Source organism: Methylobrevis pamukkalensis (genome assembly GCF_001720135.1).
GTDB classification, from domain to species: Bacteria; Pseudomonadota; Alphaproteobacteria; order Rhizobiales; family Pleomorphomonadaceae; genus Methylobrevis; species Methylobrevis pamukkalensis.
In genome coordinates this window covers 1-12,524 of the sequence record NZ_MCRJ01000044.1, presented here as the reverse complement: position 1 = coordinate 12,524, position 12,524 = coordinate 1, and the positions used below count along the sequence as shown (strand labels likewise).

15 protein-coding genes are annotated in these 12,524 nt (G+C 66.6%); 3 read left to right on the top strand and 12 right to left on the bottom strand.

Annotated elements, in window-relative coordinates:
• Nucleotides 1-93: 93 nt before the first annotated feature.
• Together A6302_RS24370 and A6302_RS25735 are read left to right on the top strand one after the other, a co-directional pair.
• Nucleotides 94-375 carry an SDR family oxidoreductase gene (locus tag A6302_RS24370; protein ID WP_141703592.1) on the top strand — a complete coding sequence of 94 codons (282 nt, stop codon included), beginning with the start codon at nt 94-96 and terminating at the stop codon, nt 373-375.
• Nucleotides 354-1,322, top strand: coding sequence for a VOC family protein (locus A6302_RS25735; RefSeq protein ID WP_342586244.1), 969 nt, complete (start codon nt 354-356; stop codon nt 1,320-1,322). Before A6302_RS24370 ends, A6302_RS25735 begins: the two co-directional genes overlap by 22 nt.
• On the opposite strand, the gene phnN is transcribed toward A6302_RS25735, so the two are convergent.
• The 12 genes from phnN to phnG all read right to left on the bottom strand — a co-directional run bounded on the left by phnN (nt 1,282) and on the right by phnG (nt 11,164).
• Entirely contained in the window at nt 1,282-1,896 is a 615-nt protein-coding gene (phnN, locus tag A6302_RS09095; protein ID WP_069306776.1) for a phosphonate metabolism protein/1,5-bisphosphokinase (PRPP-forming) PhnN, read from the bottom strand. The two genes, A6302_RS25735 and phnN, sit on opposite strands and share 41 nt — an antisense overlap.
• Nucleotides 1,886-2,989: an alpha-D-ribose 1-methylphosphonate 5-triphosphate diphosphatase gene (locus A6302_RS09090; protein ID WP_245294000.1), complete on the bottom strand. Its 1,104-nt coding sequence runs from the start codon at nt 2,987-2,989 to the stop codon at nt 1,886-1,888. Before A6302_RS09090 ends, phnN begins: the two co-directional genes overlap by 11 nt.
• Before the next feature lie 116 nt (nt 2,990-3,105).
• Entirely contained in the window at nt 3,106-3,945 is an 840-nt protein-coding gene (phnE, locus tag A6302_RS09085) for a phosphonate ABC transporter, permease protein PhnE (protein WP_069306774.1), read from the bottom strand.
• A 64-nt stretch (nt 3,946-4,009) separates the two neighbouring features.
• On the bottom strand, nt 4,010-4,999 hold the full coding sequence (gene phnD, locus A6302_RS09080; protein WP_069306773.1) for a phosphonate ABC transporter substrate-binding protein: 990 nt from the start codon (nt 4,997-4,999) through the stop codon (nt 4,010-4,012).
• A 25-nt stretch (nt 5,000-5,024) separates the two neighbouring features.
• Entirely contained in the window at nt 5,025-5,864 is an 840-nt protein-coding gene (gene phnC / locus A6302_RS09075) for a phosphonate ABC transporter ATP-binding protein (RefSeq protein ID WP_083255645.1), read from the bottom strand.
• Nucleotides 5,865-5,962: 98 nt separating this feature from the next.
• Nucleotides 5,963-6,580, bottom strand: a complete 618-nt coding sequence (locus A6302_RS09070; RefSeq protein WP_069306772.1) for a DapH/DapD/GlmU-related protein — start codon at nt 6,578-6,580, stop codon at nt 5,963-5,965.
• Nucleotides 6,580-7,311, bottom strand: a complete 732-nt coding sequence (phnL, locus tag A6302_RS09065) for a phosphonate C-P lyase system protein PhnL (protein WP_069306771.1) — start codon at nt 7,309-7,311, stop codon at nt 6,580-6,582. The genes A6302_RS09070 and phnL overlap by 1 nt, the downstream gene beginning before the upstream one ends.
• A 1-nt stretch (nt 7,312) precedes the next feature.
• On the bottom strand, nt 7,313-8,089 hold the full coding sequence (gene phnK / locus A6302_RS09060; protein WP_069306770.1) for a phosphonate C-P lyase system protein PhnK: 777 nt from the start codon (nt 8,087-8,089) through the stop codon (nt 7,313-7,315).
• Nucleotides 8,086-8,991 carry an alpha-D-ribose 1-methylphosphonate 5-phosphate C-P-lyase PhnJ gene (locus A6302_RS09055; RefSeq protein WP_069306769.1) on the bottom strand — a complete coding sequence of 302 codons (906 nt, stop codon included), beginning with the start codon at nt 8,989-8,991 and terminating at the stop codon, nt 8,086-8,088. Before A6302_RS09055 ends, phnK begins: the two co-directional genes overlap by 4 nt.
• Complete coding sequence (locus tag A6302_RS09050; RefSeq protein WP_069306768.1) at nt 8,988-10,094, bottom strand: carbon-phosphorus lyase complex subunit; 1,107 nt, start codon at nt 10,092-10,094, stop codon at nt 8,988-8,990. The genes A6302_RS09055 and A6302_RS09050 overlap by 4 nt, the downstream gene beginning before the upstream one ends.
• Before the next feature lie 3 nt (nt 10,095-10,097).
• On the bottom strand, nt 10,098-10,709 hold the full coding sequence (gene phnH / locus A6302_RS09045; RefSeq protein WP_069306767.1) for a phosphonate C-P lyase system protein PhnH: 612 nt from the start codon (nt 10,707-10,709) through the stop codon (nt 10,098-10,100).
• The gene (gene phnG, locus A6302_RS09040) at nt 10,709-11,164 is read right to left on the bottom strand and encodes a phosphonate C-P lyase system protein PhnG (RefSeq protein ID WP_245293999.1); all 456 of its coding nucleotides are present in this window, start codon (nt 11,162-11,164) and stop codon (nt 10,709-10,711) included. The genes phnH and phnG overlap by 1 nt, the downstream gene beginning before the upstream one ends.
• Before the next feature lie 107 nt (nt 11,165-11,271).
• On the opposite strand from phnG, the gene phnF reads away from it, so the two are divergent.
• Complete coding sequence (phnF, locus tag A6302_RS09035; RefSeq protein ID WP_069306765.1) at nt 11,272-12,015, top strand: phosphonate metabolism transcriptional regulator PhnF; 744 nt, start codon at nt 11,272-11,274, stop codon at nt 12,013-12,015.
• The last annotated feature ends 509 nt before the right edge of the window (nt 12,016-12,524 follow it).

Here is a 12,524-nt window from a genome sequence, read left to right as displayed (position 1 = left end):
TTTGCAGCGCGGTGGGCGACGCGTTGGCAACGACCTGGGCCGCCGGGATCTCGACGTCCTCGTCAACAATGCGGGCTACGGGGCTGATGGTCGATGGCTGCCACACCGAGCGCCACCAGCCGGGTGGCAACTGCCGGAGTTGCGCCCTATGCTGCCGTCAAGGGCGGGCTCGAACTGCTGACCCGCTGCAGGGCCAGGGAGTTCGGCGAGCGCGGCATCCGCGTCAGCTCCATCGCCCCGGGACCGATCCGCACCGAACCCGGCGGCATGGTCGCGAGCCTCCTGACGAAAACCGCCGGATCAAGGCCGGGAACACCGAAGTGGCCGGCGGCTGCATCATCTGAGGAACCCACATGCTCGATCACATCTTCCTGACCGTGAGCGATACGGCGCGCTCGATCGCCTTTTACGAGAGGGTGCTCCCGATCCTCGGGATCAGCGCCCGCCACGACTACGACGGCGAGCAGGGCCCGGCGGGGCATCCCGACCTCAAGGGCTTCGGTGCCAAGGGCAGGATGTTCTTCTGGCTGAAGCAGGGCACGGCTGCACCCGGCGCCGTGCATGTCGCTTTGCCGCCGGATCCGAGACGATCGTTAATGCCGCCCACGCCGAGGCTCTCGCCGCCGGGGCGACCGGGATCCATGCCCCGGGGCCGCAGCTTCACTACGATCCCCGCTACTATGCGGCGCAGGTCAGGGACCCGGATGGGTACAGCCTCGAATTCGTCTTCAAGAGCTGGCAGCAGGGGAGGTGAGCGGCATCACACGCAGGACCATTGCCATGCGCACCCATTCCCGTCGTCTTTCGGGCAAATGTGCGCGGGTGACCGGCCCCGCGCGCGGCATCGGCGGGCCATCGCGCTGGAAAATGGGGCGGAGGGGCCTGATGTCCGAACGTCTCCAGTTGCACGTATCGGCGCCGCCAGTTTGGGCCCTCCCTTGGCGTTCGGCGGCGACTGTCATCGGCGCCCAGACCAAGTCGCTGACGCCCCTCGTCGCGGAATCCTGTGCGGCGCAGCAAGCCGAAGCGTAGGCCGGGAAGATCCGCCATCTTGGCGCATCCTCGGTGCATGCCTGGGCGGTCTCGAAAGCGCTGCACCAGCAGAAGGCGAGGGGCTGGGCCCGCTTCTGTCCATGCAGGATCACCACAACCTGCTTGTCCGTGTCGTCAGAAAATGTGGCGTGATGGCACGCTGTCGGGGGGCGCAGGTCAGATCACCGGACGATCTCGCAACCAAGCCGCTCTTTGCCAGCGAAGGCACATGGCGCGTGTCCCCGCGCCCTACAGGTCGATGTGCGCGGCCGGACTTGCGGCGTGTGTGACGGGCATTTCGCAGCGGGTCAGGTTTGCAATCGCATCGATCATTCTTTCCACGCCCTGATCGGCGGAGAAGGAATTGTCGATGAGGATGTGCTGCAGGACCTCCGGCGGCACCGCGAACGGCCGATTGCGGGACAGCCGCAACCCGGCTTCTGCCTGCGTTTCGCGCCCGCGGCCCGCGATGCGCTGCGCGAGGATTGCCGGATCGGCCGTGATCTCGATCACCGCCAGCGAAGCGAAGGCCGTCAACGCGTCGCCCAGTGACCCGCGCGAGATGTTGGCGACGACCTTTCCACCGCGCCTCACGGCCGCCTGTGCGGAAGCGGGCAGGCCGTAGTGCAGGCCATGGGCGGCCCAGGTCAGGCAGAACGCGCCATCGGCGTTTGCGCGGGCGAATGCCGGGACGCTCAGCGTGTCGTGATCCTCGGTCAAGCCGTCCGGCTCCCGGGTGATGACGCGGCGCACGAAATGGATGTCGGCGCGGCCGGCAAGCGCGAGGGCCGCGCCTTTCAGCAGCGTGTCCTTTCCGGCGCCGGACGGACCGACGACCGCGACGAAGAGACCCTCACGCGACACGGTATCCTCCCCGCCAGACGGCGGCGACACGCGGCGGTCGGCCGGCCTGTGTCTGGACCCGGACCAGATCGGCGCGCAGGCCCGGAGCGATACGTCCCCGATCGGCAAGACCGGCTGCAGCCGCCGGATTGGCGGAAATCAGTCGGATCGCATGCGGTAGATCGATGTCGGCGCACTCCGGAAGCAGGAAGGCGGCCTGAACGAGGCTGAAGGGGACGTAGTCCGAGGACAGGATGTCGAGCGCGCCGGCGTTGAGCAGGTCGAGTGCCGAGACGTTGCCCGAATGGGACCCGCCACGCACCACGTTCGGTGCGCCCATCAGCACCTGCAGACCGGCCTCGCGCGACAGGGTCGCCGCCTCGATCGTCGTGGGAAATTCGGCCATCGCGATGCCGAGGGCCACACTCTCCTCGACATGGGCCGGCGTCGCGTCGTCATGGGAGGCCATGGCAATCCCGGCGGCGACGCAGCGATCGGCCAGAAGTCTGCGGTTGCGATCGGAATTTGCGGCGGAATCGGCCACCCGGCGCTCGCTGTAGGCAGCGAACTCGGCGTCGGAAAGCTTCTTCTTGCCCTGATAGTAGATGCGATAGGCCTCCAGGCTCACGAACTGGCGCTGTCCCGGGGCGTGGTCCATGAGGGAGGCCAGGCGGACGCGGGGGTTGTCCTGAAGTGAATCGAAGTGATCCACGACGTCCAGCACGGAGACTTCGCAGCGCAGATGGATGAAATGCTCGGCGCGCAGCCTGCCCTCCGCGCTGGCGGCGGCAATCGCGTCGGCCATCTCCGACATGTCGCCGGCCCCGAACTCGGTGTCGCCTTCCAGTCCGACGCGCAGCGCGTCGAACACCGTCGTGATGCCGGACGTCGCAATCTGCCCGTCATGGGCCTGCAGGGCGGCATCGAGGTTCCACCGAACCTTCGGACGCGGCTGGATATGCGTTTCGAGATGATCGGTATGAAGCTCGACACAGCCGGGAATCAGGGTGTCGCCACCGAAGTCCTCGCCGACCCGTGAATTGCCGCTTGCGATGTCCGCGATGAGGCCGTCGCGGACCAGGACGGTGCCATGGACGATCTCGTCGGCCAGCACGATGCGGGCGTGGTATGAATCTGTTCGGTGGTCATCTCGTCAATTCGCAGGCTGGGGGCCGGGCAGGCGTCGCCCGGACAGGAACATGGAAAGCGGGCGCCGTGATCGGGGGCTTGTCAGATCACCAGCTTGCGAAGCTGCTGCGAGATCAGGTCCATGACCGTGACCGTCAGGATGACGATGATCAGGATTGCCGAGGATTCCGGATAGTAGAAGGCACGAATGGACTCGAACAGGACCTGACCGATGCCGCCGGCCCCGATGATGCCGAGCACGGTGGCCGAGCGGACGTTGGATTCGAGCCGGTACAGCGAATAGGAAATCCACAGCGGCAGGACCTGGGGGATCACGCCATAGATCACCTGCTGGGTGCGCGACGCGCCGGTGGTGCGGATCGCTTCGACCGGACGCGGGTCGATCGCTTCCACGGCTTCGGAGAACAGCTTGGCGAGGATGCCGGTGGTGTGGATGAACAGCGCCATGACACCGGCAAAGGGGCCGAGGCCGACGGCGACGACGAACAGCACCGCGAACACCACTTCATGAATGGCACGGAACAGGTCCATCAGGCGGCGCACGGGCTGGTTGATCCACCACGGCGCCATGTTGCTGGCCGAAAGGATGCCGAACGGGATCGACAGGATCACCGCCAGGAACGTGCCCCACAGCGCGATCTGGATCGTGACGATCATCTCTTCGACGTAGGAGCGCCAGTCGGTGAAGTCGGGCTGCATGAAGCCCGAGGCATATTCGGCCATGTTGCCGGAATCGGTGAAGAGATAGGTCGACTGCCCCATCTCGGCCGGGCCCCAGCTGACAGCCAGGATCACGATCAAGGCCCCGAGAAGCGTCAGGTTACGCCAGTTGCGCGGCGCGCGGGCAGCTTCCGGCGCGGGAGCCACGGGCCTCTGCGGGGCCATGCCGTTCGCCACGCCATTGGTTGCGGTCTTGGTCATCGCAGGGTCTCTCCGGCCTTGAAAAGGTGCGGGAAGCGGCGGGGCCGCCTCCCGCTTCTCGAGATCAGCCGGCCGCGTTGAGCTCGGCTTCGAACTTCGCCTTTTCAGCGGTGAGTTCGTCGAGCTTGGCCTTCTTGGCATCGGCGGCGAGCGAGGCATCGGCCTCGACCTGGGCAATCGACTTGCTCAGCTCCATGATGCGGATCGGCAGCAGCTGCTTGTCGGACGAGTCACGGAACGGCGCCCACTTGAGTGCGCCCAGGATTTCCTTTTCCTCGGCGACGTTGCCGGTGGACTTGTCCGTGCCGTAGGTCAGGAAGAAGTCCTTGATCTTGGCCTTGGCGTCTTCCGGCAGATCCTTGCGCCACACGATCGGATCGGACGGGATCAGCGGCGAGCGCCAGATCTCGCGGATGTTCTCGAAGGCCTTCGGCTGGTTCTGCTTGATCAGCGCCATGTTCTCGGTGTTGTTCGCCGCAGCGTCGACCTGCTCGTTGGCGACGGCCATCGCGTTGGTCTCGTGATTGGCGTTGGTGACGTTCTTGAAGCAGGACTTCGGGTCGATGCCCTTGGCGCTGAACACGAAGGTCATCGGCACGAGGTAGCCGGAGGTCGAGTTCGGATCGCCGAGACCGAAGTTCAGCGACTGGTCGCACTTGAGCAGATCGTCGAGCGACTGGATCGGCGAGTCCTTGGGAACGATGACGACCGACCAGTAGCCCGGCTCGCCGGCGACCGGCACGCTCTGCACGAACACTTCGCCATCGGCGCGATCGACGGCTTCCATCGCCGACTTGTTGCCGTACCAGGCCATCTGCACCTTGCCGAAGCGCATGCCCTCGATGATGCCGGCGTAATCGGACGCAAAGAACGGCTTCACCTCGAGGCCGGTCTTCTCGGCCATGTCCTCGAGCAGCGGCTCCCAGGTCTTCTTGAGGTTCTGCTGGCTCTCGGTGGAGATGATGCCGAAGTTGATCGTCTCGGCCGCGAAGGCGGCAGTCGACAGAAGGCAGGCGAGCGTGGTCACCGCCAGGCTTTTCAGAGGCGCGTTCATGAGAATCTCCGAAGGATTGGAACGATCAGGCGTTCAGGTGATGGACCGCCATGCGGCTGGTCTGTCCGAAAGGCATCACGGGCATTGGCTCGGCCGGAGCATCCGGCAGAACCAGTTCTTCCGAGGCGTCACCGTAAAGCTCGGCCAGGAATGCGTTGGACAGGGCCGTCGAGGGCCCGTCGTAGACGATGCGTCCGTCGCGCATGGCGATCGTGCGCTTGCAGTAGCGGCGCGCGTATTCGACCTGATGCAGCGACACGAGGACGGTGATGTTGTCCTGGGTGTTGATGTCGGCCAGCACGTCCATGACGCGGCGCGCGGACGAGGGGTCGAGGGCCGAGATCGGTTCGTCGGCGATCAGGATCCGGGCTTCCTGGACCAGCGTGCGCGCGATCGCGGCGCGCTGCTGCTGACCGCCCGACAGCGTCGACGAGCGCTGCGCGGCCACCTGCGGAATGCCGACGCGGGTCAGGGCAGCCTGCGCCTTGTTTCTCTCGCACCGATGGAAGTAGCCGATCGTGCCACGCCAGCGCGGGACCCGGCCGAGGTTGCCGATCAGCACATTGGTCAGCACCGACAGCCGGTCGACCAGATTGAACTGCTGGAAGATGACGGAGACCGCGCCCCTGCGGTTGCGGTTCAGCCGGCCGCCCGACTGCGTGACCTCGCCGAGAACGGAGATCTTTCCCGCCTGGCCGTCGCCGGCCTCGAGGCCGGCGATATGACGGATCAGCGTGCTCTTGCCCGAGCCCGACGCGCCGATCAGCGCAACCATCTCGCCGTGCTCCAGCTCCAGGCTCACGTCGTCGAGAGCCCTGATCTTGCCGTATCGCTTCGAGAGGTTCGAAACACTGATTGCAGTCATGGTCACGGTCCCCGTTTTGCAAGTCCTACAAAGTCCGGTTGACCCGCCGACGACGGATCGGTGACGTTTCGATGAAGCTTTGTTGTCACCTTTTCCGGTCAGGCTCCGTACCGGTCCAGAAACGCCGCGGCGGACAGGCCGCGAAAGTCTTCCAGCGCGGCAAACAACCTGTCGTGCGGCCAGTCCCACCAGGCCAGCCGGTCCATCCGCTCGCCGACGCCCGGCTCGAACCGGTCACGGATCAGCCTGGCCGGCACGCCGCCGAAAATCGTGTATGGCGCGACATCCTTCGACACGACGGCACCGGCGCCGATCACCGCGCCATTGCCAACCCGGACCCCCGGCAGAACCGTCGCGCCATGGCCGATCCAGACGTCATGGCCGATCGTGACCTTGTGACTGCGGCGCCACTCGAAGAAGCCGTCCTCGTCCGCCGCGCCTTCGAAATAGTCGCCGGCGCGGTAGGTGAAGTGATGCAGGGTCGCCCGCCATGTCGGATGGTTGGGCGCATTGATCCGCACGGCCGCCGCGATATTGGCGAACTTGCCGATCGCGGCGCACCAGATCGACGAATTTTCCATCACGTAGGAGTAGTCGCCGAGCTCCACCTCGCTGACGCGCGCCTGCGCGGCGATCTCCACATACCGGCCGAGCGTGCTGTCGCTGACCTCGGCGGTGGGATGGATGAGCGGGGCATGTTCGTTGAGCTTTGTCATCAGGCAGCCTCGCGCGCCGAAAAGGCCGTAACGTCGAGCGTGCGTGTGGCGATGGCCTCGCGAACCGGACTGTCGTGGAAGATGCCGAGAATGGCGGTTCCCGCGGCGAGCTTCTCGCGGATCATCGCCACCACCACGTCGCGGTTGGTGGCGTCGAGAGAGGCGGTCGGCTCGTCGAGCAGCAGGATCGGATGGTCGGTGATGAAGCCGCGCGCAATGTTCACGCGCTGCTTCTCGCCGCCGGAAAAGGTGGCCGGCGGCAGGCCGAACAGGGCGGACGGCAGGTTGAGCCGTTCCAGAAGCGCCGCGGCGCGCCGTGTCGCCTGTTCGCGCGGGATGCCGCGCGCCACCAGCGGTTCGGCCACGACATCAATGGCCGACACCCGGGGCACCGCGCGCAGGAACTGGCTGACATAAGCGATGGAGGCGTGGCGCAGATCAAGGACCGTACGCGGATCTCCCGTCGCAAGATCGACCATCTTGCCGGACGTGACGTCGCGCACCAGGATCGTGCCGGCATCGACGGCATAGTTGCCGTAGACCATGCGCAGGATCGACGACTTGCCGACGCCGGACGGTCCGCCGAGGACGACGCACTCGCCCGGATGCAGGTCAAAGGCGACGTTGGCGACGACCGGCAGTTCGAGCCCGCCGCGCAGATGCATCGTGAAGGACTTCGCCACGCCGGAGACGCGAAGCAGCGCAGCCGTGCTGATGAGGGCAGCCGTCATCTCAGGACTCCGGGATCGAGGCAACGAGGAGCTGCGTGTAGGGGTGGCGCGGATCGTCGAGGACGCGGTCGGTCAGGCCCTGTTCGACGATGCGGCCGCTCTTCATCACGATCATGCGCTGCGACAAGAGCCGCGCGACCGCCAGATCGTGCGTGACGATCACCACCGCCAGACCAAGGTCGGCGACCAGCATGCGCAGGAGATCGAGCACGCGCGCCTGCACCGAGACGTCGAGGCCGCCCGTCGGCTCGTCCATGAAGATCAGGCGCGGATGGGTGACGAGATTGCGCGCGATCTGCAGGCGCTGACGCATGCCGCCGGAAAAGGCGACCGGCTGGTCGTCGATGCGGGCGGCGGCGATCTCGACGCGCTCCAGCCAGTCGGTGGCGGTCCGGCGGATGTTGCCGTAGTGGCGCTCGCCGACCGCCATCAGGCGCTCGCCGACGTTGGCGCCGGCCGAAACCCGCATGCGCAGCCCGTCGGCGGGGTTCTGGTGTACGAAGCCCCAGTCGGTGCGGGCGAGGAAGCGGCGCTCGGCTTCGCTGAGATCGCCAAGATCCGGGAACCGGCCGTCGCGCATGCGGTAACAGACGGTGCCCGCGCTGCGCTCCATGCGGCCGGAGATGCAGTTGAGCAGCGTCGTCTTGCCGGAGCCGGATTCGCCGACGATGGCGACCACCTCACCCGGCCAGACATCGAAGGAAATGTCGGTGCAGCCGATGAACGCGCCATAGCGGCGTTCGAGGTTGCGCACGGACAGGATGGGCTGGCTGCTCATCGTGCGTCCTCCCGGCCGGCGTCTTCCCGGTCAGACGGCAGGCCGGTCCCGCGATGGCCTTCGGTGCGGCGCGTTTCGCAATAGTCGGTGTCGGAGCAGACGAACATGCGTCCGCCATGGTCGTCCGTGACCACTTCGTCGAGATAGACGCCGCCGGCATCACACAGCGCGCAATGGGCCTTGAAGGTCTGCACCTGGAAGGGATGGTCCTCGAAGTCGAGACTGACCACGTCGGTGAAGGGCGGCAGTGCGTAGATCCGCTTTTCGCGGCCGGATCCGAACAGCTGCAGGGCCGGGGAGCGGTGCATCTTCGGATTGTCGAACTTCGGAATGGGCGAGGGGTCCATCACGTAGCGGCCCTCCACCTTGACCGGGTAGGCGTAGGTGGTGGCGATGTGGCCGTGCTGGGCGATATCCTCGTAGAGCTTGACGTGGATCAGCCCGTATTCCTCCAGCCCGTGCATCACGCGTGTCTCCGTTTCGCGCGGTTCGAGGAAGCGCAGCGGTTCGGGGATCGGCACCTGGTAGACGACGGTCTGACCGGCCTGCAGCGGCGTTTCGGGAAGACGGTGGCGGGTCTGGATGATGGTCGCCTGCGTCGTCTTCGTGGTGGTGGCGACACCGGCCACCTGGGCGAAGAAGGCGCGGATGGAGACCGCGTTGGTGGTGTCGTCCGCGCCCTGGTCGATGACCTTGAGCACGTCGTGCGGACCCAGAACGGCGGCCGTCACCTGCACGCCGCCGGTGCCCCAGCCATAGGGCATCGGCATTTCCCGGCTGGCGAAGGGCACCTGATAGCCGGGAATGGCGATCGCCTTCAGGATGACCCGGCGGATCATCCGTTTGGTCTGTTCGTCGAGATACGCGAAGTTGTAGGCGGGGAGGGCGTGCGCGCGGGTCATTCTGCGGCCTCGCTGAGCGTGTCGTGATCGTCGGCGGTCGCCTGTTCCTGCTCGGCGCGCAACGTGCGCAGGAGGTCGAGCTCGGCCTGGAAGTCCACGTAGTGCGGCAGTTTCAGATGCTCGACGAAGCCCGTCGCCATCACGTTGTCGCAGTGCTCCAGCACGAATTCCTCGTCCTGCGCCGGCGCCAGTCGCTGCTCGTCGAACTCGTCGGCGCGCAGCGCGCGGTCGACCAGGCTCATCGCCATTGCCTTGCGCTCGGACTGGCCGAAGACGAGGCCGTAGCCGCGGGTGAAGCGCGGCGGCGTGTCGGCCGAGCCCTTGAACTGCGAGACCATCTGGCACTCGGTCACCCGCACGCTGCCGATGGTGATGGCGAAGCCCAGTTCCGGCACCTCGACCTCGATATCAACGGTGCCGATGCGGATCTCGCCCACGAAGGGATGGGTACGCCCATAGCCGCGCTGCGTCGAATAGCCGAGCGCCAGCAGGAAGCCTTCGTCGCCGCGCGCCAGCGCCTGCAGCCGCAGATCCCGGCCGACCGGATATTCGGTCGGCTCGCGGGTCAGGTCGGCGGGCTCGTCATCGCTGAAGACATCCGGCTCGATCAGGCCCTGATCGTCGAGAATGTCGGTGACCCTCGGCGCGGCCGCATCGGCCTCGCGCTGCCGGCGCAGACCCTCTTCGACCGGTTCGTCGCCGGCCATGGCCGGGTCGATCAGGCGGTGGGTGTAGTCGAAGGTGGGTCCGAGCAGCTGTCCGCCGGGAATGTCCTTGAAGGTTGCAGACACGCGGCGTTCGAGACGCATGGCCCCCGTGTCGATGGGCCTTGCATGGCCGAAGCGCGGCAGCGTCGTGCGATAGGCGCGCAGCAGGAAGATCGCCTCGATCAGGTCGCCGCGTGCCTGGCGAACGGCCATCGCTGCCAGATCCGGATCATGGAGCGAGCCTTCCGCCATGACCCGGTCGACCGCCAGCGAAAGCTGGCCGGTGATCTGCTCGAGCGTCAGCGCCGGCACGGCGCGATCGCCCCGGCGACGATCCGCCATCAGACGATGCGCATTGGCAATCGCCGCCTCGCCGCCTTTCACCGCGACATACATGGCTCAGATCTCCGTGCTGGTGATGCGGGTGGTCCGCGGAAGGGCCGCGATCGCGCGGCCCGCCACGAGGATCACGTCGAAGCCGAGCGGAAAGCGCTGGGCGTTGCCGGCCATCGCCTCGACAAAGCCGTCCGGCAGTCCGGTCGGCGCGAGCGTTGCGGTGGTTTCGATCCCCGGGCCTTCGAGCGTCAGGGGCACGCCGCTCTCAAGGTCGCCGACCGGCAGGAGCAGCGTCACCGAGCGATCCGGATAGGACGAGGTGCCGATGGCAAAGCGGTCCCAGCTTTCGACGGGGCCAGCCTTGGAAAGCACGGCGAAGCTGGCGTTGCCGGGCGCGTCGGCCACCGGCGCGCCGGTGTGAAAGACGAGCCAGGCACCAGCCTCGGCACAGTCTTCGGCTTCGAACCAGACCGGCGTGTCGTGGTCGGCAAGGGCGGCGAGGATGGCGCTTGCCCCATGGTCGAGCGGTGCCGGTGCGCGGGTGACCGGGCCGAGATCGATGATGCGGCCCGGATGGGCCAGCGCATCCATCACCGCGCGGAAGACGCCCTGCGCGTCGAACACGGGGTCGGAGAAGCCGCCCTCGTAGATGGCCGGATTGGCACGGACGTCCATCAGTCTTCCCCTCGCACCATGGTGAAGAAGTCGACGCGCGTTGCCTCGGTCTCCTCGGCGCGCACCGCGCGATCCGCCTCCCGGGCGGCAAGGGCAGGGGCGATGACATCCCGGTCGATCCGCGCGGCCCACTCGGCGCGCTGGGCCATCGCGCCGAGATGCGCGAAGATGCGGGCCTTCTCCATGTCGCGGCCGAGAATGACGGCGTGGCCGACTTCGCCGCTCTCCAGCTTGACCGAAGCGCGCGTCACGGTTGCTTCGCCGAGATTGAACGGCGCGCCGCTGCCCCCGGCACGACCGCGCAGCATGACCATGCCGATCTCGGGCCCGCGCACGGGAAAACACTCCGGAACGCCGCCGAGCGCGCGATACCGCTCGGCAAGCAACGTGGCCTCGCAGGTTGCGAGCACGTCGAGCCGGTGTTTATGGTTGACCTGATCGGCTTCGTTCAGCATCCGTGCATCCATGTTGTCTAATTGTCTGGACAACCAATCTGGATGTGGTTTTAACCTGCTGACGGTGACGTCTGTATGACACCCGGTGTCATTGTCATGAGGATCGCATGAGCCCGTTCGAAGACGGCGTTGCCCGGTGGCGGCGCGTGGCAGATGAAATTCGCAGCGCGATCGGCGAGGGGGCGATCGTCGATGTCCTGCCGTCCGAGGTGGACCTGGCAGAGCGCTACGGCGTCAACCGTCACACCGTCCGCCGCGCGATCGCGTCGCTTGCGGCGGAAGGGCTGCTGCGCGCCGAGCGTGGGCGGGGGACGTTCGTCAGCGCCGCGCCAAAGCGGGCGGTCTACCCGATCGGGCCACGCACACGGTTTTCCGAAAGCATGCTGAAACAGTCACTGGAGCCTTCAGGCCGGCTGATCCGCTCGGAGCGGGTCGTCGCCGACACCGTACTCGCAGGGCTCCTGGAACTGCGGCCGGGCGCACCGCTCCACCGACTCGACAGCCTGTCGGTGGTGAGCGGCATGCCGATGTCGCGCTCGGTCTCGCATTTTTCGGCGGAGAGGTTTCCGGGCATCATCGATGCCTATGCCGAAACCGGCTCGATCACGGCGGCGCTGGCGCGTGAGGGGGTCACCGACTATCGCCGACGCGAAACGCGTCTGACGGCCGAACGGGTCACGACCAAGGATGCGGATCTGCTCAGCTGTGCGCCGGATGCCATCGTGCTGATCAGCACGGCGGTCGATGTCGATCTGGAAGATCGGCCGATCCAGTCTATCCGCACGAAGTTCCTGGCCGACCGCATGGAACTCGTCCTGGGCCCGCCGGATCAGTCCGCAAGCGGACTTTAGGGTGAAACGGACCCCGCGCAGCCCGAACCTGCCGAACGCCTTCCGATCCCGCCTCCCGATCGGCGTCCGGAACTGACTCCACTAGGGCGCCGTGCGACGCCCACCGAACCTGTCGCCGCGCAGGCGGAGGCGCGGCAGGCCCGGTGTCGTCCAGGCGCCCAGCTTCGTCGCGGCCGGGCCTCGCGCTCGTACTCGACGGACGTCCCGCCGGACCGGAGCACCTTGCGCACCGCGACACCTGCAACTCACGGCGGATCAGCCGTGATTGGGCTCCCCGCGCACGAAGACCTCGCAGCGGATCCGTGCAAGCATGTCCCACCCGTCATCCCCGCTCGCCCGTCTCGATGCCCGACCGGGCAGTGCCGTCGGATCACCCCCGAGGGGTCAGAAACACCGAAACAGAGCAGAGAGCTTAACAGCCTGTTGAAAAGACAGGGATTTATGCACGATCAACCACTTGTGGGGCAAGTGGCGGAGCGGACGGGACCGGGGTCGAACGTTCTCTGGTT

Coding starts and splice junctions, on each gene's coding strand:
- A6302_RS24370 (WP_141703592.1), top strand. CDS start 94: ATGGCTGCCACACCGAGCGCCACCAGCCGGGTGGCAACTGCCGGAGTT.
- A6302_RS25735 (WP_342586244.1), top strand. CDS start 354: ATGCTCGATCACATCTTCCTGACCGTGAGCGATACGGCGCGCTCGATC.
- phnE (WP_069306774.1), bottom strand. CDS start 3,945: ATGACCAAGACCGCAACCAATGGCGTGGCGAACGGCATGGCCCCGCAG.
- phnD (WP_069306773.1), bottom strand. CDS start 4,999: ATGAACGCGCCTCTGAAAAGCCTGGCGGTGACCACGCTCGCCTGCCTT.
- phnC (WP_083255645.1), bottom strand. CDS start 5,864: ATGACTGCAATCAGTGTTTCGAACCTCTCGAAGCGATACGGCAAGATC.
- A6302_RS09070 (WP_069306772.1), bottom strand. CDS start 6,580: ATGACAAAGCTCAACGAACATGCCCCGCTCATCCATCCCACCGCCGAG.
- phnL (WP_069306771.1), bottom strand. CDS start 7,311: ATGACGGCTGCCCTCATCAGCACGGCTGCGCTGCTTCGCGTCTCCGGC.
- phnK (WP_069306770.1), bottom strand. CDS start 8,089: ATGAGCAGCCAGCCCATCCTGTCCGTGCGCAACCTCGAACGCCGCTAT.
- A6302_RS09055 (WP_069306769.1), bottom strand. CDS start 8,991: ATGACCCGCGCGCACGCCCTCCCCGCCTACAACTTCGCGTATCTCGAC.
- A6302_RS09050 (WP_069306768.1), bottom strand. CDS start 10,094: ATGTATGTCGCGGTGAAAGGCGGCGAGGCGGCGATTGCCAATGCGCAT.
- phnH (WP_069306767.1), bottom strand. CDS start 10,709: ATGGACGTCCGTGCCAATCCGGCCATCTACGAGGGCGGCTTCTCCGAC.
- phnG (WP_245293999.1), bottom strand. CDS start 11,164: ATGCTGAACGAAGCCGATCAGGTCAACCATAAACACCGGCTCGACGTG.
- phnF (WP_069306765.1), top strand. CDS start 11,272: ATGAGCCCGTTCGAAGACGGCGTTGCCCGGTGGCGGCGCGTGGCAGAT.